The sequence below is a fragment of the Flavobacterium jejuense genome (assembly GCF_006491595.2).
Classification (GTDB): Bacteria; Bacteroidota; Bacteroidia; order Flavobacteriales; family Flavobacteriaceae; genus Flavobacterium; species Flavobacterium jejuense.
Map to the genome: position 1 here is coordinate 13215 of NZ_VEVQ02000018.1, position 22390 is coordinate 35604.

Here is a 22390-nt window from a genome sequence, read left to right on the forward strand (position 1 = left end):
TAGTATAAATTTGTTTATTGATAATAAATAATGATTAAAATTATGTATAATTTAAAATTTAAGATTATTTATTTCGATTTTACTAATTTAACTAACTAACAAATTATGACGGATTCACTTTACTATTTAAAGCAATTTTGGAGTAAGAAAAAGTATTTCTTTTTCTTCTTTATCTTTACTTCTTTCAGCGTCTTAAATGCACAAGTAGCAAATATTTCGGGTATTGTAACTGATACTAATGGATTTACACTTCCAGGTGTTAATGTGATTTTAAAAAATTCAAAAATTGGTGCAGTTACTGATTTTGAAGGGAATTATAAAATTGAGAATGTTCCATCGAATGGAGTTCTAGTTTTTACTTATATTGGTTTTCAAACACAAGAAGTCTCTATTAATGGGAAGAATAAAATTGATGTAATCTTATTAGAAAATGTAAGTGGTTTAGATGAAGTAGTAGTTATAGGATATGGCACACAAAAGAAAAATGACGTTAATGGTGCAGTATCTTCAATAAAAGCTGATGATATCGATAACTTAAAGCAAGTTAATGTGGATCAAATGTTGCAAGGTAAACTTTCTGGAGTTACTGTAACAAATGGTTCAGGACAACCAGGTGCTGCGGTTTCGGTTCGTATTAGAGGAACTACTTCAATTAGCGGTACAAACGAACCATTATATGTGATTGATGGTGTTCAGATTTCTGGAGATGCTACAGGGAAATCAACTAGTGGTCGACCGTTAGCAGCTAATGATTTTTCAACAAGCGGTGGAAGTGGTAATAATGCAGTAAGTCCTCTCTCCATGTTAAATCCTAATGATATTGAATCAGTTGATATCTTAAAAGATGCTTCTGCAACCGCTATTTATGGTTCTAGAGGAGCAAATGGAGTTATTATTATTACTACTAAATCAGGTAAGAAAAATGGTAATGGAAAGATAACTTATAATGGTTCTTCAACTGTAACACAGATATATAAAAAATTGGATGTTATGGATTTAAGACAATATGCACAGCACCAAAATGAACTAGCAGTTATTTTTGGTTCTACACCAAGAGTAGAGTTTTCTCATCCAGAATTATTAGGTGCTGGAACAAATTGGCAAGATGAAATTTATCAAACAGCTATATCTCATAATCATCAACTTTCTTTTTCAGGTTCTAAAGAGAATACGAATTATTATATATCTGGAAGTTTCTTAAATCAAGAAGCTAATATCATTAATTCGGGATTGAAACGATATACGATACGTTTAAATCTAGATTCTAAAGTAAAAGATTGGTTGAAAGTTGGTACTAATATTACAGCAGGTATTACTAATGAAAAATTGACAATTAATCAAAGCTTTACAGGTTTAATTGCTAATGCTTTATTACAAGCTCCTGATACACCTGTAACTAATCCAGATGGAACTTATGGATCTCCACCATCGGGTCAAAATGTAGCTTATTTTAATCCAGTAGCAGAAGCTCTTACAAAAGAGAATCATTTAGTAAGAAAAAATTTTCTTGGAAATTTATATGCTGAAGCATCTATTTTGAAAGGATTAAAATATAGAATTGAATTATCAGGAAACACAGAGTTTTCAGAACATACTTTGTTTGAGCCATCATATGATAGAGGAAGTCAATCTAATTTAACAGCAGATTTGTATGAAAGAAGACAAAATTGGTATTCCACTATCTTAAAGAATTTAATTACTTACGATTTTAGTATCAATAAACATAGATTTACTGTATTAGCAGGTCAAGAGGCTTTAGATAGTCATTGGGAGGGAGTTACAGCAGATGCTCATGATTTTAAAACAAATGATATTCATGGTTTGAGTTTATCTGACCCTAATCAAAGATATGTTAATAGTTACAAAGGAAGTAGTTCTTTATGGTCTCTTTTTGGTCGTTTACTATATGATTATGATAATCGTTATAGTTTATCAGCTTCCATTCGTCAAGATACTTCTTCAAAATTTGATCCAACCACAAAAAATCAAACGGGTTATTTCCCTGCTGTAGCTCTTGGTTGGAAATTATCTAGCGAATCTTTTATGGAAGGAACAAAAAAGTACATTGATAATATTAAATTTAAAGTGGGGTATGGAGAAACTGGAAATCAGCAGATACCAAATAATAGATATTCAGCTATTTTAGGAGTTCAAGGGAATAGTTTTCTACCATCTAATTTTCCAAATCCTGATTTAAAATGGGAATCTATGCAACAAACTAATTTTGGTTTAGATTTTACTATACTTGAAACAAGATTGTCTGCAAGTTTAGATTTTTATAATAAGACTTCTAAAGATTTTCTTTTCCAAATACCTTGGCCAGTATATTTAACAGGTGGAGATTCTTTTCTTGGAGGAATAGAAGCACCTTATTCAAATATTGGTGAAATGGAGAATAAGGGGTATGATATTACAGTGAATTATAAGACAATAAAAAGTGATAGTTTTTCTTGGAATTCTACATTAGTATTTTCACACTATAAAAATAATTTAGTGAGTATTCAAGATGGTCTTTCTTTGACGCAAGATGTAAATTTAAATGGGTATCAACAAACAACTGTTACTAATACATTGGTAGGTCAACCAATAGGTTTGTTTTATGGATATCAAACAGATGGTTTGTTTACAGATATGGATGCTTTAAATAGCGCTCCTTTACAATTTGGTCAAACAGTAGGCACAGCACCTGGACAAACTTATTTAGGAGATGTCAAATATGTAGATGTTAATGGAGATGGTGTTGTAGATACAAAGGATAAAACTATAATTGGTAATCCACATCCAGATTTTACTTTTGGTTTTACCAATAATTTTAGATATAAGAATTTTGATTTATCTATTTTCTTTCAGGGTTCTTATGGGAATGATATTTTGAACTTGACAAGAAGAGCAGGAATCGCAAATGATGGCTTATATAAAAATCAGCTGGTTGAAGCATTAAATTACTGGACACCAACTAATACAGATACTGATATACCTAGACCAATTGGTAGTGATGCAAATCAAAATACAGTTATGTCCGATCGTTATGTAGAAGATGGTTCTTATATAAGACTTCAAAATGTTACTTTAGGTTATAATCTTCCTTCAAATTTTTTAAGTAAATATAAAATTTCAAGAATAAGATTGTATGCAACTGCTCAAAATTTGGCTACATTCACTAATTACTCAGGTTATGATCCGGAGGTAGGTTCCTTTAATCAAAATGTTTTATTATCGGGAATTGATAACGGAAGATTTCCATCACCAAGATCCTATTCTTTTGGGCTTAATCTAGAATTCTAAAAAAAAAGCAAAATGAAAACAAAAAATATTTTTAAAAAGGCAAATTTACTCTTAATAATAACATTTATATTACTTGTGCCAAGTTCATGTTCAGAAGAGTTTACAGATAGACCTTCAGAAGATCAGGTTAGTTTAGATGCTTATTATAGTTCAAATAATCAAGTAGCTACAGCAACTAATGCAATGTATAATAGAACTTGGTTTAATTTTAATAATAAATTTTTTTATGCCATTGCAGAAGTAGGTTCTGGAAATATGTATACCAATTCTAGTGATGTTAATGCTATGAGAAATTTCTCCATTTTAGGAAGTGATCCAGAACTTTATAATGGTTGGAAATCTTTATGGGCGAATATTGCTCAGGCTAACGCTATTATTAATTTTTTACCAGACAGAGTTGGTCCAGCAGTTAGTAGTAACGTGCTGAATAATACAATTGGAGAAGCTTATTTTATACGTGCAACTGCTTATTTTTACTTAGTGCGATTATGGGGAGCTGTTCCTATTATTGAGAACAATCTTGATTTTCAAGATAATCCATTAATTGCGAAGAATAGAGTGGAAGATGTTTATGAATTAATTAGAAGAGACTACATGCAAGCTTCTGAATTATTGTTTGAAAAGAATAGAGGTTCAAATTATAATGATAATGCACATGTTTCTAAAGGATCTGCTAAAGCAATGCTAGCAAAAGTGTATTTGTATTTACAAGATTATTCTAATGCAAAATTAATGGCAGAAGAAGTGATTAATTCGGGTGAATTTAAATTATTAGGAGGAACTTCTTTACCAAGTGATTCTTTCTCAGATTTATTTAAATATGAATATAATAATAACCAAGAATCAATTTTTGCCTTACAATGGAAAATAGATGGAGTTTATGGTTCTGGTAATAATTGTAATACACAATTTGGAATAAGTACTTCTAATGTGTCCACTTCAAATGCAACTTATGGTGGTGTTTTTGCTCCTTCTCAAGATATTTTAGATTTATATGAAACCAATGATTTGAGAAGAAAAGAAACTATAATGTTGCCAGGTGATGTGTATCCAGAAGTTTTAGCAAAATTTGGAACAGACTTTGGACAGTTAGTTGTGCCACCAGCTAATGAAATTGGAGGTCAAGGTGCAGGTGCTGCTATAAAAAAATATTGTATTGGAATAGTTAACGGAAACGCAACTGGAAAAGTAGATGGTTTTGCCATGATGGAAAATAATACTTATATAATGCGCTATGCTGAATTACTATTAATCCATGCTGAAGCTACTTTAGCTGGTGGAGCAAGTACTTCAGATGCAAATGCTCTTAGTTCATTTAATGCAGTTAGAGAAAGAGCAGGTTTAGCTCCTTTAACTTCAATAACTTTTGATGATATTTTCACAGAAAGAAGAAAAGAACTTGCTTTTGAAGGAGATTATTGGTTTGATTTAGGAAGAATTCCTAGAGCAGATGCTATTGCAATTATGTCAGCTCAAGATAGAGGAAATATGGATGTTCCTAATTATTTTACACCTACAACTGGTAATAGCCCTGATAATAATGGAAATGATTTCTTGTTACCTTATCCAGATAATGATTTGTCAAAAAATCCAAAACTAAATGAGGAAGCGGTTCCTTACGTATTTAACTAAAAATATATGAAATATGAAAAACTTTAAATTTAAGCTATTAATATTGGTTTTTTCTTTAACAGTTATAACATCTTGTTCTAATGATGATACTAATAATGGAAAAAATCCCCCAATAATTAATAATGTCAGTCAAGCTGATGATCCAGATTTACAACCAATTACTCAAGGTTATGCAAACAATATGTATGTTATTCAAGGATCTGGATTTAGTTCTACTCAAAAGATATACTTTAATGATGTAGACACTTATTTTAACCCAACACTAGTTACTGATAGTTCGATTTTTGTAACAATTGATGTGAATACTCCTTATGAAGGTGGTTCAAATAAATTAATTGTAGTTACTAAAAATGGGAGTGTAGAATATGATTTTATAGTGGCTCCTCCAGCACCAATTGTTCAAGGTTTTCAACCAGTTAATGCTTTAGAAGGTGAAGAGGTTACAATTTATGGTAATTATTTTCTTGATCCAATAATAACTTTTGATGGTAATCCAGCAACAATCGTGTCTAGTTCTTTGACTGAGATTGTAGTGGTAATGCCTGCTAATTCACAACATAAATATGTTGAAGTTGAAACTATTTCAGGTACTACTTCATGGGGAACAGCTGTTGGAACAGCAATTTACGATGATAGTTTTTATGCACCTTGGACTATTGAACCATGGAATAATCATGAATATGTTACAGATTTGTCAGCAGCTTTTCAAGGAACTACTTTTATTAAAAAGGAGATTGCTGGCTATGATAATATTCAAGGAAACTGGGAATATGATGATCAAATATCTGAATATACAGGTATTAAGTTTGCAGTTCGTTCTGATACACCAGGTAAATTAATTTTTATTTTTAATGGAAGCAATTGGGGAAATACTGATTTTGCTGTTGAAACAACAGATGAATGGACCGAATTTAAATTTACATGGGATCAGTTGAGTAATCCTGCTGCTGTTCAGAATATTTCTTTTCAGGAGTTTACTGGTAGTACAATCAATTATTATTTTGATAATATTACTTATACAATAGATTAAATTTGATTAACTGAGTTAGTTTTTAAAAGCATCTCATCTTTTTTTGAGATGCTTTTTTTAAATAATTATTATGAATGTAAAAATAAATATTTTTTTTTGCTTACTGTTCCTTAATTCTTTTTCACAAAAATATAGTGACTTAGCTATTACTCCACCAATGGGATGGAACTCATGGAATACTTTTGAAACACATATTGATGAAGAATTAGTTAAAGAAACAGCTGATATAATGGTGTCTTCTGGGATGAAAGATGCTGGTTATACATATATAGTCTTAGATGATGGGTGGATGACGATGGAAAGAGACAATAATGGAGATTTAGTGCCTGATCCTAAAAAGTTTCCTAATGGAATCAAGGCAGTAATTGATTATGTGCATTCTAAAGGTTTAAAATTTGGATTATATAATTGCGCAGGAACTGAAACTTGTGCAGGTTACCCTGGAACTAGAGGATACGAATATCAGGATGCTCGTTTTTATGCTCGATTAGAAATTGATTTTTTAAAATACGACTGGTGCAATACTGAGGGAATTACTGCAAAAGAAGCTTATTCAACAATGAGTAAAGCACTCAAAAAAGCTGGAAGACCCATCGTTTTTAGTCTATGTGAATGGGGTGATAATCAGCCTTGGAATTGGGGTGAACCTATAGGTAATTTATGGAGGATTTCTGGAGATATTTATCCTTGTTATGATTGTGAATTTAAACATGATACTTGGTCGTCTTGGGGATTTTTCAAAATAGCTGAAATGCATAAAAATATTCGACAATTTTCTGGTCCAGATCATTGGAATGATTTTGATATGATGGAAGTTGGCAATGGTATGACTTTTGAAGAAGATAAATCTCATTTTGCTTTATGGTGTATGTTAGCTTCTCCATTAATAGCGGGTAATGATTTTAGAAAAATGACAAAAGAAACACTAACTATTTTAACTAACAAGGAGTTAATAGCAATCAATCAAGATGCTTTAGGAATTCAAGGATTCAAGTACGCAGACGAAAATGGATTGTCAATTTGGTTTAAACCCCTTCAAAATGGAAATTGGGCAGTTTCTTTCTTTAATAAGAATGATAAAGAAATAAATGTTAATTTTGATTGGATGAAGCACAATGTAGTAGATGAAGTAAATCATTTAAAGACTTCATTTGAAAATTTTCAATATGATATTAGAGATATTTGGCAACATAAAGATTTAAAATCTACAAAAACGCCTTTTAAGTCTACTTTAGCATCACACGACGTTGTAACGTTAATTTTAAAAAGAAGATAAATGAAAAAAATAGTTCTATTTTTATTAGTTATTACATTCAGTTCTCAAGCACAATTTGTCAAAAAAAATGGGAAGTTAAAAGTGGAGGGAACACAATTAGTTAATCAAGATGGAGATCCAATTGTTTTAAGAGGTGTTAGCCTTGGTTGGCATAGTTTATGGCCCAGATTTTATAATAAAAAAGTAGTAAAATGGCTTAAAAAAGATTGGCATTGCAATGTAGTACGAGCGGCTATGGGTGTGGAACACGGGGATAACAATTATTTAGAAAACCCTTCTTCTTCTAAAAAAAAGGTAGAAGCTATTATTGAAGGAGCCATAAAAGAAAATATTTATGTTATTGTCGATTGGCACAGTCACAATATAAATTTGGCAGAAGCTAAAGTGTTTTTTGATGAAATTTCAAAACGATATGGCAATTATCCTAATATAATCTATGAAGTTTTTAATGAACCTGATCAGGAAACATGGGAAGAGATAAAAGCTTATTCTGAGGAAGTAATTAGTATCATTCGTGCTAACGATCCCAATAATATTATTTTAGTAGGTTCACCCAAATGGGATCAAGAAGTGCAATTACCAGCAGCTGATCCTATTGTAGGTTACGATAATCTAATGTATACCATGCATTTTTATGCAGCTACCCATGAAAAATGGCTAAGAGATAGAGTAGATAACGCTATTAAAGACGGACTTCCTATTTTTATTTCAGAGAGTGCAGGAATGGAAGCGACAGGTGATGGGCCAATGGATTACAAAGCTTGGCAAGAATATGTAGATTGGATGGAATCCAAAAAGTTAAGTTGGATTACTTGGTCCATATCTGATAAAGATGAAACCTGTTCTATGTTGAAAAAAACTGCTTCTTCCACAGGAAACTGGAAAGACAAGGATTTAAAAGAGTCTGGAAGAAAAACTAGAGCTTATTTAAGAGATTTGAATAATTAATTAGGGGAGTTATAGTTGATATTGCTATGTTTCTGACTTTTTCAGTAGCCATATTTCCTTTGTTATGTTTGGGAGTTTATATCTATTTTTATAATAAAAGTATAATCTAATCCAAATATAAAATATAAAAAAAAATAACAGGCAAACTTATACTTGTTCATGTATGAAGTTTGTCTGTTAATTATATAAATGAAATCGTATTCATTAATGTTTTATATCTGTAATTATAGGTTACTTTTCTTATCAATTACCACCATTTTTCATAATCTGTCATATCAATTAATCTTATTTCACCTAGTTTTGGTACACAATATTTCAGTTTTTCTTCTGTAGCTTTTTGACTAAAACGTTCTACAGGGTCAGTCCAACTGTGTTGTGATAATGCGAAACCTGACCAATGAACTGGCATTCTATTTTTTACTTTTGCATCAATGGAAGCTTGTATACTCTCTTCAGGATACATGTGTATTTGGTGCCAATTTTCATTGTATTGACCACATTCCATAAAGGCAAAATCAAACGGATCTAAATATTTTCCAATTTCTTTAAAATGGTCTCCATAGCCACTATCACCACTAAACCAAATATTTTCCGTTTCTGTTTTAAAAGTCCAACCACTCCAAATTGATTTTGCTCTATCTGTAATACCTCTTCCAGAAAAATGACGAGTAGGAGTAAAGTTGATTTTTATATCATCATAAAATGCTTCATCCCACCAATCAAATTCGGTAATGTCTTTTTTGGCTATACCCCATTTTTCCAAATGTCTTCCAACACCTAAAGCAACAAAATATTTTTTCACTTTTGATTTTAATCTTTGAATGCTATCATAATCTAAATGATCATAATGGTCATGAGAAAGCATAACTAAATCTATAGGGAGAAATTGGTGCAGCATTATTCCCAAACATAGGATCAATAAGAATATTTTTATTATTCATTCGCATTAATATTGCTGAATGGCCATACCAAATAAACTTAGCTTTATTTGATGTTGCTAAAAAATAAGATTTATCAAAAGGTATAGTTGAAAGTTTTTTATTGGGTTTTCTATCTTTTTTTTCAAAAAATTGTTTGTAGAGTATTTTTGGTATTTTTTTAAGGCTTATTGACATTGAAGTTTCCTCTAGATTCTCAAATTTATTAGTTTTCCAATTTTTAGATTCCTGATACTTTTTCAGATCTATTTTTGTTGGTTTTGCACCAAAGTGTTTATTCATTTTTAACGTTTTAATAGTGAGTACTTACTTATTTTTTATTTAAATTTTTTATAATTGATATTTATAAATTAAGAAATCTTGAAATTCGGTTCTATTTGTTAGAGTTCCTTTAATGATTGCAGTTGATAGACCTTCTAAAAAGGTTAACACATAAGCAGCTTCTAATTCTGGATTCTGATAGTTTAACGTTTTAAAGGAATGTATTAGTTTTTCTTGCAAAGGTTTTAATTTATTGGAGTTATTATGATTCAATTCCCATTTTAATTTGAATTGTAATTTCCAAAATTCTAATTCCTCATTTGGTATTAAAAAAGGAAGAGTTATCGTTTTTTGAATAATTTTTTTAGGTTCTGTTTCTTTAAATATAGTTTCAAAAAGAGTTAAAACTTTTCGTTCACCTTCTTCTATAATGGCTTTTAATAAGCCTTCTTTATTTGTAAAATGACGAAATATTAACCCTTCTGAAACACCAGCTAACTTAGCTACTTTGTTAGTTGAAGTAGCTGTATAGCCTTCCTGTGCAAAAAGCTGTAATGCTGCATTTATAATATTTTCTTGTTTTTTTGTCATTTCTATAGTGAGTAATCACTTACAAATTTACGAAATGTTTTGAAATAAAAAAATCCTTTTCAAAAGGGTTGAAAAGGATTAAATAGATAGGTAAAGTATTAGTTTTGTTCTAAGTACTTGTAGATTTCGTCCTTTATATGGACTCTTTCAATTCTTAAGTTGTTTAATACATCATCTGAAGTAGGTTCAACATCAGTTTCTATTTTATATATTTGATGATCTAAAGCATCATAATCATCAAACATTTTTTTAAAATGATTATCTTCTACTTTTAGTATATGCATCTTTTTTTCAAATTCTGGAAAATCTACTGCTAATTGATGTTTTGTTATCATATTTTGTCTCTTTTAATTATCTATTCAAATGTATTATTAAATAGTGCAATATAATATGATATTTATCAGTTGTAAATGAAAAGATTTGTATTATTTTATAACGTTTTACTCTTTTAATTTCCTTTCAATCTACTAATAAGCCTTTCAAATAATTCTTTATAATTATCAGGTTGTCTTTGAACGGTTTCATAAGTACCATCAGAATTAAAGACTACTGGGAAAAAGAATTCGGCTTGACCGTTTTCAATGTTAATGGGGCCAAATTTAGTTCCGTAAATATACATTTTGCCTTTTTCTTCTCTTGCTAAAGCATATCCTTCTGTAAAATTAAAAAAAGGTTCTAAAGCCTCAATATTCTTTTTGCTTTCTATAAAGGCAACATCGTTCTTTTCAAAGTGAAAGTCAGTATTTGTTTTGGAATCCAATAAGCTATAATCAGCATAATAAAAACCTTCTTTGGTTTTTACAATACCTTGCCATAGTATGGTATTGAAAGGTGTTGGAACTACTTTAATTTTTTCATAGACGATATTTTGTCTTTTCAATTCTTTTTTAAAATTATTCATCACATAAAAATGAACAATTAACCCAAAAATCAAATAGGTAGTTGACAAAAATAATGACCATTTAATGACCTTTGGTCGATTAGGATTATTTCTCTTCATGAAAAGTAATATAATACAACCAATTAATAACCAAATCGTATATAAAGGATCTATTACAAAAACATTGTCTAAACTATAAAAAGACTTACTTAATGGATACAATATTCTTGTTCCGTATGTAGTACAAATATCTAACAATGGATGTGTAAATAAAGCTATAAAACTAGCCCAAAACCATGACATGTAAGACGTTTTGTATTTATGCGAAAACCATTTTGCAAACAACAAGCTGAGTAATAAAGAGAAAAATATTGAGTGTGAAAAAGCTCTATGAATAGCTAATTGTTCAATGGGATTAAAAAACGGACTTAGCACTACGTCTAAATCGGGAATAGTCCCTAAAATGGCTCCATAAAGCAATGCTTTTTTACCAATTTCTTTGTCCTTTATGATGGCAAAAGTAGCTGCTCCAAGTACGATTTGAGATAGTGAATCCATTTATTAAAATAATTTTACAATAGGCAAAAATAAGTAAACAATAGGAATGATTGTGAATTAAAAATAGTATTTGTAACCTTTTAATCAGTGCTGTTGTCCAATGGTTGTGAATTCACTAAAAACACATATAATAAATTTAAATTAATAAAAATGAACTTTTTAAAAAATAGAATAAAAAAAACAGCACTCATTATTTTTGCGCTAATAGCTACAAATTCATTTGCTCAAAAAATAAAAAGCATAGATGGGAGAACGTTATCTAGTTCTAAAATAGATGAAGCTATTTTAAAAGCAATGAAATCTAATAATTTACCAGGTATTTCTATTGCAATTATTAACGCAAATAGAGTAGTTTATCATAACGTTTTTGGTGTGAGTAATTCTAAAACCAAACAAAAGGTCACTACTCAAGATTTTTTTGAAGGAGCTTCTCTTTCTAAACCCATTTTTGCTTATTTTGTTATGAAAATGGTAGAAAACGGAATAATAGATTTAGATAAGCCACTTTATCAATACTTACCACACCCGGGAATTGCTCCAGAATCGCAAGAGGATTATAAGTTAATTACGACTAGAATGGTTTTAGCGCACCAAACTGGATTTCCAAATCATGCCAATAATCAACCAATTACACTAGCTTTTAAACCTGGTACTGATTTTTCATATTCTGGTGAAGCCTATCAGTATTTGGCTGCTATCATTGGAAAGCAAAATGGTATTGGATTTAAAGAAGACTTGAATAAGTTGTTTCAAAAGGAAGTTACTCAGCCCTTACAAATGGAGCATACTACTTTTGTTTGGAGTAATTATTTAGACAATCATAAAGTTTTTGGTCATGATGAAGCAGGTAATCCTACACAAAATAAACCAGAAAGAGGAGGTTGGAATGGAAAAACATTTAACGCTTTTTCAAGCGTGCACAGTGAAGCTTTTGAATATGCTAAATTTATAATTGCAATGCTAAAAAGGGAAGGCTTAAAAGACGAATCATTTGAAGAAATGCTTAATGAACAAACTCACTTTAAAGACAATAACCCAATTAAATTGGAAACAAATCAAACTGGTTGGGGACTTGGATTTGCTCAAAAGCATACAAAAAATGGAATTATGCATCTTCATACAGGTAATAACCATGATTTTCAGGCTTATACAATGTTTGTACCAGAACAGGAGTATGGAATTGTGATATTTACGAATTGTGGTAATATGGCCGCGTTTTTAAAAACGATTTCAAATACGTTAGGAAATCAATTTTAAGAATTTATTTTTGAAAGTGAAAAATAAAAAGTATAAATAATAGTAAAATAAATATGGAAAATTTACAAGAAGTATTAGGTGCTTTGTTTTTAATGATGGGTATAGTTGTTATAGTGTTTATCATTGCAAAATATTCTTATCTCATAAAAAAAGCAATGATTGAAAAAGGATTAGTAGTTGCAGAGAATTCAAAAAAGATGTTATATCAAGATATCGGTTGTATTGTTTTATCTTTAGGAATAGGACTTATTGTATCAACTATGTTTACTACAATGGATTTATCTGAAGATACAATGGACTTATTTGTTTGGGGTACAATTTTAATCTTTGGCGCAATTGGATTACTAGTTGCACATTGGTTGAGAACAAGAAAGGAATGAATCCTATTGAAACTCGAGATAAACTATTAATAAATAAGATAATGGAGGGTGATACATTCGCTTTTAAAGATCTAATTGATTTTTATAAGAATGTGTCACTAACCTTAGCTTCTTCTATTGTAAAAAATGAATTACTTGCCGAAGATGTCGTTCAAACAACATTTATAAAAGTATATCAAAAGCTGCATACTTTTAAGAAAGATGCTAAATTCTCGACTTGGTTGTATCGAATTGTAGTTAATACAGCTTATAACGAACTTAAGAAACAAAAAAGACATTCAGATATTGATATAGCAGCTGTTTATTCAATTGAAGTTGATGAAAAGTCAGGGACTTATTTAGAAGAAGAAGATCAAAAGAAATACATTCAAATGGCATTAAAGACAATAAAAGTTGATGAAGCTTTAGTACTACGTTTGTTTTATTTATACGAACATTCTATTTCTGAAATTCAAGAGATAACAGGTTTTAGTAAATCTAAAGTAAAGGTTGATCTGCATAGAGGTAGGATAAATATGGAGCAACAATTAAAAAAAATATTAGGAAATGAAATAACACATCTATTATGAAAGAAGAACAAATAAAATATATTTTAAAAAAGAGTGAAATAGTTGCTTCAAATGATTTAACTGATAAAATAATGTTACAGATTGAAGTAGAAAAAAATAAAGAAATAAATAGTTCTATTGTATCATTTCGTTTTATCATTGGAATATGCACTCTACTTTTTTTTATAGTTGGATTAATTTTGTATTATTTAAATTTTTCAGTTTTTATGAAAAGTGAGTTAATGAATAAGTCATTCAAAACAATTATTTTTGCTTTTATTACCTTCTTATTGTTAATTTCATTTAACCATTTGATTAAACTTAAAACTACAATTACTAATTTATCCTAGGCTTTATAAAGTTAAAGAATAGTTATTTTCTAAAAGATGTTTAATATTACTCTTATATTGAGTTTTAATTAAAAACTATGTGAATTAAATGAGAAAATTAGTTATTAGTATCCTGTTTTTTTATGCAACAATATTTTATGGACAGGAAATTATAATAGAAGGATTTGTCTATAATGAAGCTAATAAAGAAACGTTATCGTATGCTACAATTTCTGTTTCAAATAATAATATTGGAACACTAACGAATAATAAAGGAGAATTTAAAATAATTATTCCAAAAGTAATGGAAAATGACAGCTTAACGGTTTCTTACATCGGTTATAAAACAAAGAGAATAGCTGTTTCCAAAGTAAAAAATCCACTTATTATTTATTTGAGAGAAAATGAAACCATATTAAATGAAGTAGTAGTAAGTTCATTGACAGCTGATTCAATCATAGAAAAAGCTTTAGAAAACATTCCAAAGAATTACAATTTGGAACCCTATATAAGCAATGGCTTTTATAGAGTGACTTCACAGAAAGACAAGAGTTACATTCATTTATCGGAAGCCGTTTTTGATATTTATCAATCTAAAACAAGCAAACCATACCAGCAGTTTAAGCTAGAGAAAATGCGTGCCATTAAAGATGAAAGAGCTTCAAGAGGAATTGATTTAGGATTAAATCCAAATGGAATATATGAGTTTGATATTGTACACAATATAGAATCAATTGATTTGCTAAATAAGAAAGGCTTAAAGTTGCACAATTTTAAATTAGTAGGAACAGAATTAGTAAATGGAAATCCAGCATATAAAATTAGTTTTGATCAAAAAGAGACTAAAGAATCTGGTTATAAAGGATATATGCTTTTAGATAAAAAAACTTTTGCCTTTCTCTATTTTAATTTTGGATTAAGTCCAAAGGGCATGACTTTTCATAAATATGGAAGTGGTGCAGAAAGAACTTTAATGAAAGTATTAGGGATTCGTATAACCATGCAAAAAAATGATTTTCAGATTTATTATACTAAAGTTGGAAACCATTTTTACTTGAACAATGTGGGTAATGATGCAATCCTTACATTTAAAAGTGAAAGGCAACACTATAATTTTAAAACAGACACTAGAGTAGATTATTTGGTAACAAAGATTGAAACTGATAATGCTCAGCCATTTGTAGATAATGAGACGCTAGCAGATAGGAAATTGGTAGAAAGACAGCATTCTATTTATGATGTAAATTTTTGGAAAGACTATACCATTATTCTACCTACTACTGACTTTAATGCAATTGCCGAGCAACTTGAAGCAAATAATAAAGCGAATGATTATAAGAATGAAATCCAAAATGCGTTAAATAAGATGCCTAAAGATAAAGTAGCAAGAATAGATTCTATTTTATCTTTTTATAACAAGAGAAAAATATTCAATGGTAATGCTCTAATAGCCTATGAGGGAAAAGTTATTTTGGAAAAAAGTTATAATAATGATTTTACTCAAAACAATAAAAATTCGCAATTTAGAATAGGTTCTACAAGTAAGACTTTTACAGCAATGCTTATTTTGCAATTAGTAAATGAAAATAAATTACAATTTTCAGATACCATAGGTAAATTTCTTCCAAATTATCCGCATAAAAAGATAACAATTGATCAATTATTAAGCCACCAATCAGGTATTCCAAATTTTTTTAATAATAAAGAATACACTACAAAAATTTTGTCTAATACATATACTATTGAAGAAGTTGTAAATTTATTTTGTAGTGATGTTTTGGATTTTGAACCAGGAAGTAAATTTGAATATTCAAATTCAAATTTTACCCTTTTAAGTTTAATTGTAGAGCAAATAACCAAAGCAAATTTTGGAGAGGTGTTACAACAAAGAATTTTTACACCTTTGGATATGAAAGATACTTATTTTGGAACGAAGCAAAATGATAATATAGTTACAGGCTATCTATATGATGAAATAGAACCCAAGTATGATTTTGGAAATGTTGGAGGTGCTGGAGGAATTGTTTCAACCACACAAGATTTATATAAATGGAGTAAGGCATTAGAAAATGGAGAATTAATATCTCAACAAATATTAGAAACGTTATTTATACCGAGAGCAAAATATTTGGATTGGGATGCAGATTATGGTTACGGATGGATGATAGACAACTATATGTTTTCAGAATCAAAAAAGCATAAAATCATATATCATCCAGGAACAGATTTAGGATTTTATTCCATGTTTCTAAAACAACCTGATGGAGGAATAACAGTAATATTGTTAAATAATACAGGAGAATTTCCAAGGTTTGAAATGACAGAACTAATTTTAAATGAAGTACAATAATTTTAAAAAAAACATAAAAAAACCTCATAATGTATAGATTATGAGGTTTTTTTATTTGGAATCAATTTTTAAACTGGTTCTGCATATAAATCAAACTCAGTAGCATCTGTAATTTTCAGCATTACAAAATCACCTGTTTTTAAATAATGTTTAGAAGCCTCAACCAAAACTTCATTATCAACATCAGGAGAATCAAATTCTGTTCTTCCAACAAAATATTCTCCTTCTTTTCTGTCAATTACACATTTAAAAGTTTGACCAATTTTCTCTTGGTTTAAATCCCAAGAAATTTGTGCTTGAATATCCATTATAATTCTTGCTCGTTCTTGTTTTACATCATCTGGAACATCATCTACTAAGTTGTAAGCATGTGTGTTTTCTTCGTGCGAATAAGCAAAACAACCCAAACGTTCAAAACGCATTTCTTCAACCCAATTTTTTAAAATCTCAAAATCTTCTTCTGTTTCACCAGGATAACCAACAATTAAAGTGGTACGAATAGCCATTTCAGGAACCGATTTTCTAAAGTCCTTTAAAAGATTAGTAGTCTTTTCATATGTGGTTCCTCTTCGCATCGATTTCAAAACACTGTCAGAAATATGTTGAAGAGGAATATCAATATAATTACAAATTTTTGGTTCTTTTTTCATTAAGTCCAATACTTCCATTGGGAAACCTGTTGGAAAGGCATAATGCAAACGAATCCATTCAATACCTTCAACTTTTACTAAATTTTCTAACAATTCAGCTAAGTTTCTTTTTTTGTAAATATCTAAACCGTAATAGGTTAAATCTTGAGCAATTAAAATTAACTCTTTAACTCCGTTTTTAGCTAATTTTTCAGCTTCAATTACTAATTTTTCAATAGGAGTAGAGACGTGTTTGCCTCTCATCAAAGGAATTGCACAGAAACTACACGGTCTATCACAACCTTCTGATATTTTTAAATAAGCATAATTTTTGGGAGTAGTGGTTAGACGTTCTCCTATCAATTCGTGTTTATAATCTGCACCTAAAGCTTTTAATAATAAAGGCAATTCAGTAGTACCAAAAAACTGATCTACATTTGGAATTTCTTTCTCTAAATCAGGACGGTATCTTTCGGATAAACATCCAGTAACAAAAACTTTATCAACCAAACCTTGTTCTTTTTTATCGGCATATTCTAAAATCATATTCACCGATTCTTCTTTTGCATTGTCAATAAAACCACAAGTGTTAATTACAATGATATTGCCTTCATCTTTAGTAGCTTCATGCGTCACTTCTTTGCCATTGGCTTTCAGTTGTCCCATTAAAACTTCACTATCATAGACATTTTTTGAACATCCTAGTGTAATTACGTTGATTTTATTTTTCTTTAACGATTTGGTTCTCATATACTTAAAATTAGCTATACTCTTCTGTACTAGACGTTTCTAGAGAGGTGCAAAATTACATAAAATTATTCATTAGAAGCACTAACGCTTGGGAGTTTTTTTAAGTTTCTACCTGCTTTCCGTTCTATCTCTCTATAAATAGAGAGGATGCCACTGCAATCAGGGCTATGAGGAAGTTTTGGGTATAAAAAAAATCCTTCTGTAAAGAAGGATTTCGAATAAATACTCACTGTATTATTTTTTTTAAAAATTAATAGAGTAGGTAAGCGTTACATTATTCTGTATCGTTCTAATTCTTGAGGTATCATTCATACCTGAAGAAACAAAACTTTGATTGTAATTTCTATGACTGTTTGAATATGCTAAATCTAGTTTGCTTTCACCAAAGTTAAAACCTATTCCACCAGAATAACCAGTTAAGTCTCCCATGGCATAATCAACTTTAAAAGGACTTTCTTCAAAACGATAACCAGCTCTCAAGCTAAATTGTTTAATTCTATATTCACCACCAATTCTTAATTCTAAAGCATTTTTTAAGTTTGCACTCATACTAGAATTAACATCTACATAGGCTGGGTCATTGCTTGGAGAAAATTTTGTATTAGTATAATCTTTCATAGATGCATCAATACTTATTAATCCTTTTTTGTTAAATACATAAGAAGCACTTCCTGTAAACTTTTGTGCAGTTTGTAAGTGATATGTTGGATATATATTGGTAATGTTAGGAGAAACAATATCAGCTCCAGTAGAAACTGGTACTCCGTTTTCATAACTTATACCTACTAATGATTGTCTTAACTCGTCATTTAATCTTAACCAAGTTGGAGATTCATAAGCTAGTCCAACTCTTAGTTCTTCGGTAGCTTGGAAAATAGCTCCTAAATTAAACGAAAAACCAGATCCATAAGTGTAGAGTTCATTATTAAACCTTAATGAGTTTAATCGATTTGGACTACTGATATCATTATTTGATTCGTAAACGCTAGAGTTTCTAACATAATCGGTAAAATGCGCATTTAGACTTAAACCCAAATAAAGTTTGTCTTTATATGAGGTTGCAAAATTTCCAGTTAACTTTCCATTATAGCCAGTACTTGTAATAGAGTTTTCTTGATAATATCTTGCAGGGAAAGGAATATTCGAAGTATAATTTACATTGCCAAGATCATTCCCATCAACAGGATCAAATAAATAAGCTTGAAACCCTAAGAAAGCTTGTTGTGCAGGAAATCCTAAGCCTCCTGTTTCACCTAAATAACTATATAAATTTGGAATGGTTTCATTATTTTGTAATTGCATAAATTCCAATGGTAATCCTTGAGCAAAATTTAGAAAATAATTACTTACTGAGTTATTAGGATTTGTTCCAGCTGAAAACAATCTGTCATCAAAATTATTAGTATTTTCATAATTTACAGCAATTGAAAACTTTTTCCAATCATTATTGGTATCAATAAAAACAAATACAGCTCCTAATTGATTTAAATCAAGAATACTATAATTTTCAGAAGTACTACTACCAAAATAGCTTGATTTGTTTTTTGTATTAAAACTACTAGCTGTAATACTTGCCATGTTATGATTAAAAATAGCTGATCCGGCAGGGTTAACATTTATAGCTGATAAATCACCACCTAAAGATCCGAAGGCACCACTCATTGCTCTAAATCGGGCAGTACCTGTTAAGTTTTCAGTTGCATATCGTAATGCGTCTTGAGTTGTTGTTTCTTGACTCATCCCAATAAAAAAGGATAAAAGCAAGGATAGTATATAAAATTTTTTCATAGCAATTCTATTCTATAAATCTGTTTTTTTTAATTGATTTTTAAGATTTTATCCTCTTCCTCCTCTTCCTCCACCAGAACGACCACCACCAGATGATCTTCCTCCTCCAGAAGATCCAGAACTTCTTGTTGGAGTATAGGTTCTTGTTGGAGTGCTATTTGTTGACGAAGAACTTCTTCTTGGAGTTGAATATGTACTTGTTCTTGTAGGGTTATTTGTTGGAGTCGAATATGTGTTTCTTGTTCCTGAATTGTTTCTTGTGTTATTTGAATACGTATTTCTTTTTTCTTTATAAACATTTCTACTATTTAAGTTTCTTGAAGAATATCTTCTAGTAGAATTATTGTTATCTCTTCTTTGACTGTTGTAGTTGCTATATCTACTTGAGTTTGAAGAATAGTAACTTCCGCCTCTTCTGCCTGAGTTATAGGCTATATTTCTTCCATATCCTCTATAATATCCGTTTGACATCCAACCACTGCCATAGTAATAATTATTATAAAATGGACCATATGAGTAGCCACTGTAATAGCTAGGTCCATTCCATGAACTCCATCCCCATCCTGGTCCATATGAATTACTCCATGCCCATCCTGGACCATAAAAAGGATTTCTCCATCCCCATCCTGAACCATACCAATTATTCCACCCACCATATTGGTAAGGAGAGTACCAGTTATTAAAACCCATGGTGTCATAATAATTTATAGTAACACTACTAGAGTTGTTCCCCCAACCTGCATTTTGTTGAGAATTGTCATAATTTCTATATGCAGTAACTGTAGAGTCATTTGATTCAGAAGAGTAATCTTCTACATCTGTAAAATAAGTGTAGTCATCTTGCATGTCTCTAAATTGTTCAGAATATTTATTGGACTGCTCCATATTTTGTTCTGAATATTTGTTTTCAACATTGCTTTCGTTTCTTTGGTTCGAGCCATAAACACCATCATTGTCGTAATATGATGAGTTTTGGTATGAACCACAAGATATGATCAATGTGCTTAGAATTCCGATTAAGGAAAACAAGTGAATTTTTCTTAAAATTGGTAAATTAGTTTTCATAAAGTTTTTTTTTATTGTTGGACATCACAAAAATAGTTAGTTTTGCGTAACTTTTAGTTAAAATAAATATAAACAAATTTTGTGCCAAAACCAAGATAATGAGCAAAAACTTAACAACAAGAGCAGAAGATTATTCAAAATGGTATAACGAATTAGTTGTAAAAGCTGATTTGGCCGAGAATTCAGGAGTAAGAGGATGTATGGTAATTAAACCATATGGTTATGCAATTTGGGAAAAGATGCAAGCAGAGTTAGATAGAAAATTTAAAGAGACAGGTCATAGTAATGCTTATTTTCCTCTTTTTGTTCCCAAAAGTATGTTTGAGGCAGAGGAGAAAAATGCTGAAGGCTTTGCGAAAGAATGTGCTATAGTAACTCATTACAGGTTGAAAAATGATCCTGATAATAAAGGGAAGTTAATAGTTGATCCTAATGCTAAATTAGAAGAAGAATTAATTGTTCGACCTACTAGTGAAGCTATAATTTGGAGTACATATAAAGGATGGGTGCAATCATATAGAGATTTACCTTTGTTGATTAATCAATGGGCAAATGTAGTGCGTTGGGAGATGAGGACAAGATTGTTTTTAAGAACTGCAGAATTTTTATGGCAAGAAGGACATACTGCGCATGCTACTAGGCAAGAGGCAATTGAAGAATCTGAAAAAATGATGAATGTGTACGCGGATTTTGTTCAAAACTTTATGGCTATACCTGTAGTAAAAGGATTAAAAACGGAATCAGAGCGTTTTGCTGGTGCTGAAGAAACCTATTGTATAGAAGCTTTAATGCAAGATGGTAAAGCACTTCAGGCTGGTACTTCTCATTTCTTAGGGCAAAATTTTGCTAAAGCTTTTGATGTTAAATTTGCAAATAAAGAAGGAAAACAAGAATTTGTATGGGGAACTTCTTGGGGTGTTTCGACACGTTTGATGGGTGCTTTAGTAATGACACATTCAGATGATAACGGTTTGGTTTTACCTCCTAATTTAGCACCTATTCAGGTTGTTATTGTTCCAATTTATAAGACAGATGAGCAGTTAGATGCTATAACAGGGCAAGTAAATGAATTGGTTGGTGAATTAAGGGAGCTTAATATCTCGGTTAAATTTGACAATAGAGACACGCATAAGCCAGGATTTAAATTTGCAGAATGGGAGTTAAAAGGAGTACCAGTTCGTTTAGCTGTTGGTCCAAAAGATATTGAAAATGGTACTTATGAAGTGGCTAGAAGGGATACTTTAACAAAAGAAATTATAGAAAAAGATGGAATAGTTATTTATCTTGAAAATTTACTAAAGACAATACAAAGTGACTTGTTTAATAGTGCTATTGATTATAGAAAGCTTCATACTACTGAAGTAAACACTTTTGAAGAGTTTAAAGAAGTTTTGGAGAACAAAGGAGGTTTTGTGTCTGCACATTGGGATGGAACACCAGAAACTGAAGAAAAGATTAAAGATTTGACAAAAGCAACAATAAGATGTATTCCTTTGGATCAAGTTGAGGAGGTAGGGAAATGTGTGTTTACTGGTTTGCCTTCTGTAGGAAGGGTCTTATTTGCTAAGGCTTATTAAAAAAAAATAAAAATTTTTTCAAAGATGCTTGCGAGAATAAAAAAAAGTTGTAGTTTTGCATCCGCATTCGAGAAATAACGGTCCGTTCGTCTAGGGGTTAGGACGCCAGGTTTTCATCCTGGTAACACGGGTTCGATTCCCGTACGGACTACAAAATATCTCAAGGCCCGTTCGTCTATCGGTTAGGACGCCAGGTTTTCATCCTGGTAAGAGGGGTTCGATTCCCCTACGGGCTACAAAATTAGTTGTGAAATAGTTTTATAAAATAACATTTCAGTGTCTCGAGATTTTATTTTATTAGTTAAAACCAAAGTGATT

19 protein-coding genes and 2 tRNA genes are annotated in these 22390 nt (G+C 30.4%); 13 read left to right on the forward strand and 8 right to left on the reverse strand.

The genetic code is table 11. The annotated features are described in order from the left end of the window. The first annotated feature begins 105 nt into the window (after positions 1-105). The 5 genes from FIA58_RS19045 (at position 106) to FIA58_RS19065 (ending at position 8171) form a co-directional block, all read left to right on the forward strand. Entirely contained in the window at positions 106-3285 is a 3180-nt protein-coding gene (locus tag FIA58_RS19045; protein WP_140964292.1) for a SusC/RagA family TonB-linked outer membrane protein, read from the forward strand. A 12-nt stretch (positions 3286-3297) separates the two neighbouring features. After that, positions 3298-4917 (forward strand): RagB/SusD family nutrient uptake outer membrane protein, encoded by a 1620-nt coding sequence (locus FIA58_RS19050; protein WP_140964293.1) that lies wholly within the window; start codon positions 3298-3300, stop codon positions 4915-4917. Positions 4918-4930: 13 nt separating this feature from the next. Beyond that, positions 4931-5947 (forward strand): IPT/TIG domain-containing protein, encoded by a 1017-nt coding sequence (locus tag FIA58_RS19055; RefSeq protein WP_140964294.1) that lies wholly within the window; start codon positions 4931-4933, stop codon positions 5945-5947. A 70-nt stretch (positions 5948-6017) separates the two neighbouring features. After that, positions 6018-7223 (forward strand): glycoside hydrolase family 27 protein, encoded by a 1206-nt coding sequence (locus tag FIA58_RS19060; protein WP_140964295.1) that lies wholly within the window; start codon positions 6018-6020, stop codon positions 7221-7223. After that, positions 7224-8171, forward strand: coding sequence for a glycoside hydrolase family 5 protein (locus tag FIA58_RS19065; RefSeq protein ID WP_140964296.1), 948 nt, complete (start codon positions 7224-7226; stop codon positions 8169-8171). It begins immediately after the preceding gene. Positions 8172-8418: 247 nt separating this feature from the next. On the opposite strand, the gene FIA58_RS21530 is transcribed toward FIA58_RS19065, so the two are convergent. From FIA58_RS21530 to FIA58_RS19085, 5 genes are all read right to left on the reverse strand, one after another. Beyond that, entirely contained in the window at positions 8419-9069 is a 651-nt protein-coding gene (locus FIA58_RS21530) for an MBL fold metallo-hydrolase (protein ID WP_317167934.1), read from the reverse strand. Beyond that, complete coding sequence (locus FIA58_RS21535) at positions 9023-9391, reverse strand: MBL fold metallo-hydrolase (RefSeq protein WP_243754709.1); 369 nt, start codon at positions 9389-9391, stop codon at positions 9023-9025. The genes FIA58_RS21530 and FIA58_RS21535 overlap by 47 nt, the downstream gene beginning before the upstream one ends. A 48-nt stretch (positions 9392-9439) precedes the next feature. Next, positions 9440-9961, reverse strand: coding sequence for a TetR/AcrR family transcriptional regulator (locus FIA58_RS19075; protein WP_140964297.1), 522 nt, complete (start codon positions 9959-9961; stop codon positions 9440-9442). A 98-nt stretch (positions 9962-10059) separates the two neighbouring features. Continuing rightward, entirely contained in the window at positions 10060-10296 is a 237-nt protein-coding gene (locus FIA58_RS19080) for a YdcH family protein (RefSeq protein WP_140964298.1), read from the reverse strand. 113 nt (positions 10297-10409) lie between these two features. After that, entirely contained in the window at positions 10410-11399 is a 990-nt protein-coding gene (locus tag FIA58_RS19085) for a metal-dependent hydrolase (protein WP_140964299.1), read from the reverse strand. Between the two features lie 150 nt (positions 11400-11549). Here FIA58_RS19085 and FIA58_RS19090 point away from each other — a divergent pair, with 150 nt between their 5' ends. The 5 genes from FIA58_RS19090 to FIA58_RS19110 all read left to right on the forward strand — a co-directional run bounded on the left by FIA58_RS19090 (position 11550) and on the right by FIA58_RS19110 (position 16263). After that, a complete protein-coding gene (locus FIA58_RS19090; RefSeq protein ID WP_208022833.1) occupies positions 11550-12656 on the forward strand; it encodes a serine hydrolase domain-containing protein in 1107 nt (368 codons plus the stop codon). 53 nt (positions 12657-12709) lie between these two features. Beyond that, on the forward strand, positions 12710-13036 hold the full coding sequence (locus tag FIA58_RS19095; RefSeq protein ID WP_140964300.1) for a hypothetical protein: 327 nt from the start codon (positions 12710-12712) through the stop codon (positions 13034-13036). Continuing rightward, entirely contained in the window at positions 13033-13605 is a 573-nt protein-coding gene (locus FIA58_RS19100; protein ID WP_140964301.1) for an RNA polymerase sigma factor, read from the forward strand. The genes FIA58_RS19095 and FIA58_RS19100 overlap by 4 nt, the downstream gene beginning before the upstream one ends. After that, complete coding sequence (locus FIA58_RS19105) at positions 13602-13934, forward strand: hypothetical protein (protein WP_140964302.1); 333 nt, start codon at positions 13602-13604, stop codon at positions 13932-13934. The genes FIA58_RS19100 and FIA58_RS19105 overlap by 4 nt, the downstream gene beginning before the upstream one ends. 88 nt (positions 13935-14022) lie before the next feature. Then, positions 14023-16263, forward strand: a complete 2241-nt coding sequence (locus FIA58_RS19110) for a serine hydrolase (RefSeq protein WP_140964303.1) — start codon at positions 14023-14025, stop codon at positions 16261-16263. A 68-nt stretch (positions 16264-16331) separates the two neighbouring features. On the opposite strand, the gene rimO is transcribed toward FIA58_RS19110, so the two are convergent. The 3 genes from rimO to FIA58_RS19125 all read right to left on the reverse strand — a co-directional run bounded on the left by rimO (position 16332) and on the right by FIA58_RS19125 (position 20495). Further along, positions 16332-17642 (reverse strand): 30S ribosomal protein S12 methylthiotransferase RimO, encoded by a 1311-nt coding sequence (gene rimO / locus FIA58_RS19115; RefSeq protein ID WP_140964304.1) that lies wholly within the window; start codon positions 17640-17642, stop codon positions 16332-16334. A gap of 243 nt (positions 17643-17885) precedes the next feature. Beyond that, positions 17886-19430, reverse strand: coding sequence for an OmpP1/FadL family transporter (locus FIA58_RS19120; RefSeq protein WP_140964305.1), 1545 nt, complete (start codon positions 19428-19430; stop codon positions 17886-17888). A gap of 48 nt (positions 19431-19478) precedes the next feature. After that, on the reverse strand, positions 19479-20495 hold the full coding sequence (locus FIA58_RS19125) for a hypothetical protein (RefSeq protein ID WP_140964306.1): 1017 nt from the start codon (positions 20493-20495) through the stop codon (positions 19479-19481). A gap of 98 nt (positions 20496-20593) precedes the next feature. Here FIA58_RS19125 and proS point away from each other — a divergent pair, with 98 nt between their 5' ends. The 3 genes from proS (at position 20594) to FIA58_RS19140 (ending at position 22308) form a co-directional block, all read left to right on the forward strand. Further along, positions 20594-22072, forward strand: coding sequence for a proline--tRNA ligase (proS, locus tag FIA58_RS19130; protein ID WP_140964307.1), 1479 nt, complete (start codon positions 20594-20596; stop codon positions 22070-22072). 79 nt (positions 22073-22151) lie between these two features. Next, positions 22152-22223 (forward strand) — tRNA-Glu (locus FIA58_RS19135). 13 nt (positions 22224-22236) lie between these two features. Further along, a tRNA-Glu gene (locus FIA58_RS19140) sits at positions 22237-22308 on the forward strand. Positions 22309-22390: the final 82 nt, after the last annotated feature.

Bases quoted from the DNA above. Each gene is read 5' to 3' on its own strand.
- proS (WP_140964307.1), top strand. From the start codon at position 20,594: ATGAGCAAAAACTTAACAACAAGAGCAGAAGATTATTCAAAATGGTAT.
- FIA58_RS19045 (WP_140964292.1), top strand. From the start codon at position 106: ATGACGGATTCACTTTACTATTTAAAGCAATTTTGGAGTAAGAAAAAG.
- FIA58_RS19075 (WP_140964297.1), bottom strand. From the start codon at position 9,961: ATGACAAAAAAACAAGAAAATATTATAAATGCAGCATTACAGCTTTTT.
- FIA58_RS21535 (WP_243754709.1), bottom strand. From the start codon at position 9,391: ATGAATAAACACTTTGGTGCAAAACCAACAAAAATAGATCTGAAAAAG.
- FIA58_RS19105 (WP_140964302.1), top strand. From the start codon at position 13,602: ATGAAAGAAGAACAAATAAAATATATTTTAAAAAAGAGTGAAATAGTT.
- FIA58_RS19100 (WP_140964301.1), top strand. From the start codon at position 13,033: ATGAATCCTATTGAAACTCGAGATAAACTATTAATAAATAAGATAATG.
- FIA58_RS19085 (WP_140964299.1), bottom strand. From the start codon at position 11,399: ATGGATTCACTATCTCAAATCGTACTTGGAGCAGCTACTTTTGCCATC.
- FIA58_RS19110 (WP_140964303.1), top strand. From the start codon at position 14,023: ATGAGAAAATTAGTTATTAGTATCCTGTTTTTTTATGCAACAATATTT.
- FIA58_RS19080 (WP_140964298.1), bottom strand. From the start codon at position 10,296: ATGATAACAAAACATCAATTAGCAGTAGATTTTCCAGAATTTGAAAAA.
- FIA58_RS19060 (WP_140964295.1), top strand. From the start codon at position 6,018: ATGAATGTAAAAATAAATATTTTTTTTTGCTTACTGTTCCTTAATTCT.
- FIA58_RS19055 (WP_140964294.1), top strand. From the start codon at position 4,931: ATGAAAAACTTTAAATTTAAGCTATTAATATTGGTTTTTTCTTTAACA.
- FIA58_RS21530 (WP_317167934.1), bottom strand. From the start codon at position 9,069: ATGCTGCACCAATTTCTCCCTATAGATTTAGTTATGCTTTCTCATGAC.
- FIA58_RS19090 (WP_208022833.1), top strand. From the start codon at position 11,550: ATGAACTTTTTAAAAAATAGAATAAAAAAAACAGCACTCATTATTTTT.
- FIA58_RS19120 (WP_140964305.1), bottom strand. From the start codon at position 19,430: ATGAAAAAATTTTATATACTATCCTTGCTTTTATCCTTTTTTATTGGG.
- rimO (WP_140964304.1), bottom strand. From the start codon at position 17,642: ATGAGAACCAAATCGTTAAAGAAAAATAAAATCAACGTAATTACACTA.
- FIA58_RS19050 (WP_140964293.1), top strand. From the start codon at position 3,298: ATGAAAACAAAAAATATTTTTAAAAAGGCAAATTTACTCTTAATAATA.
- FIA58_RS19095 (WP_140964300.1), top strand. From the start codon at position 12,710: ATGGAAAATTTACAAGAAGTATTAGGTGCTTTGTTTTTAATGATGGGT.
- FIA58_RS19065 (WP_140964296.1), top strand. From the start codon at position 7,224: ATGAAAAAAATAGTTCTATTTTTATTAGTTATTACATTCAGTTCTCAA.
- FIA58_RS19125 (WP_140964306.1), bottom strand. From the start codon at position 20,495: ATGAAAACTAATTTACCAATTTTAAGAAAAATTCACTTGTTTTCCTTA.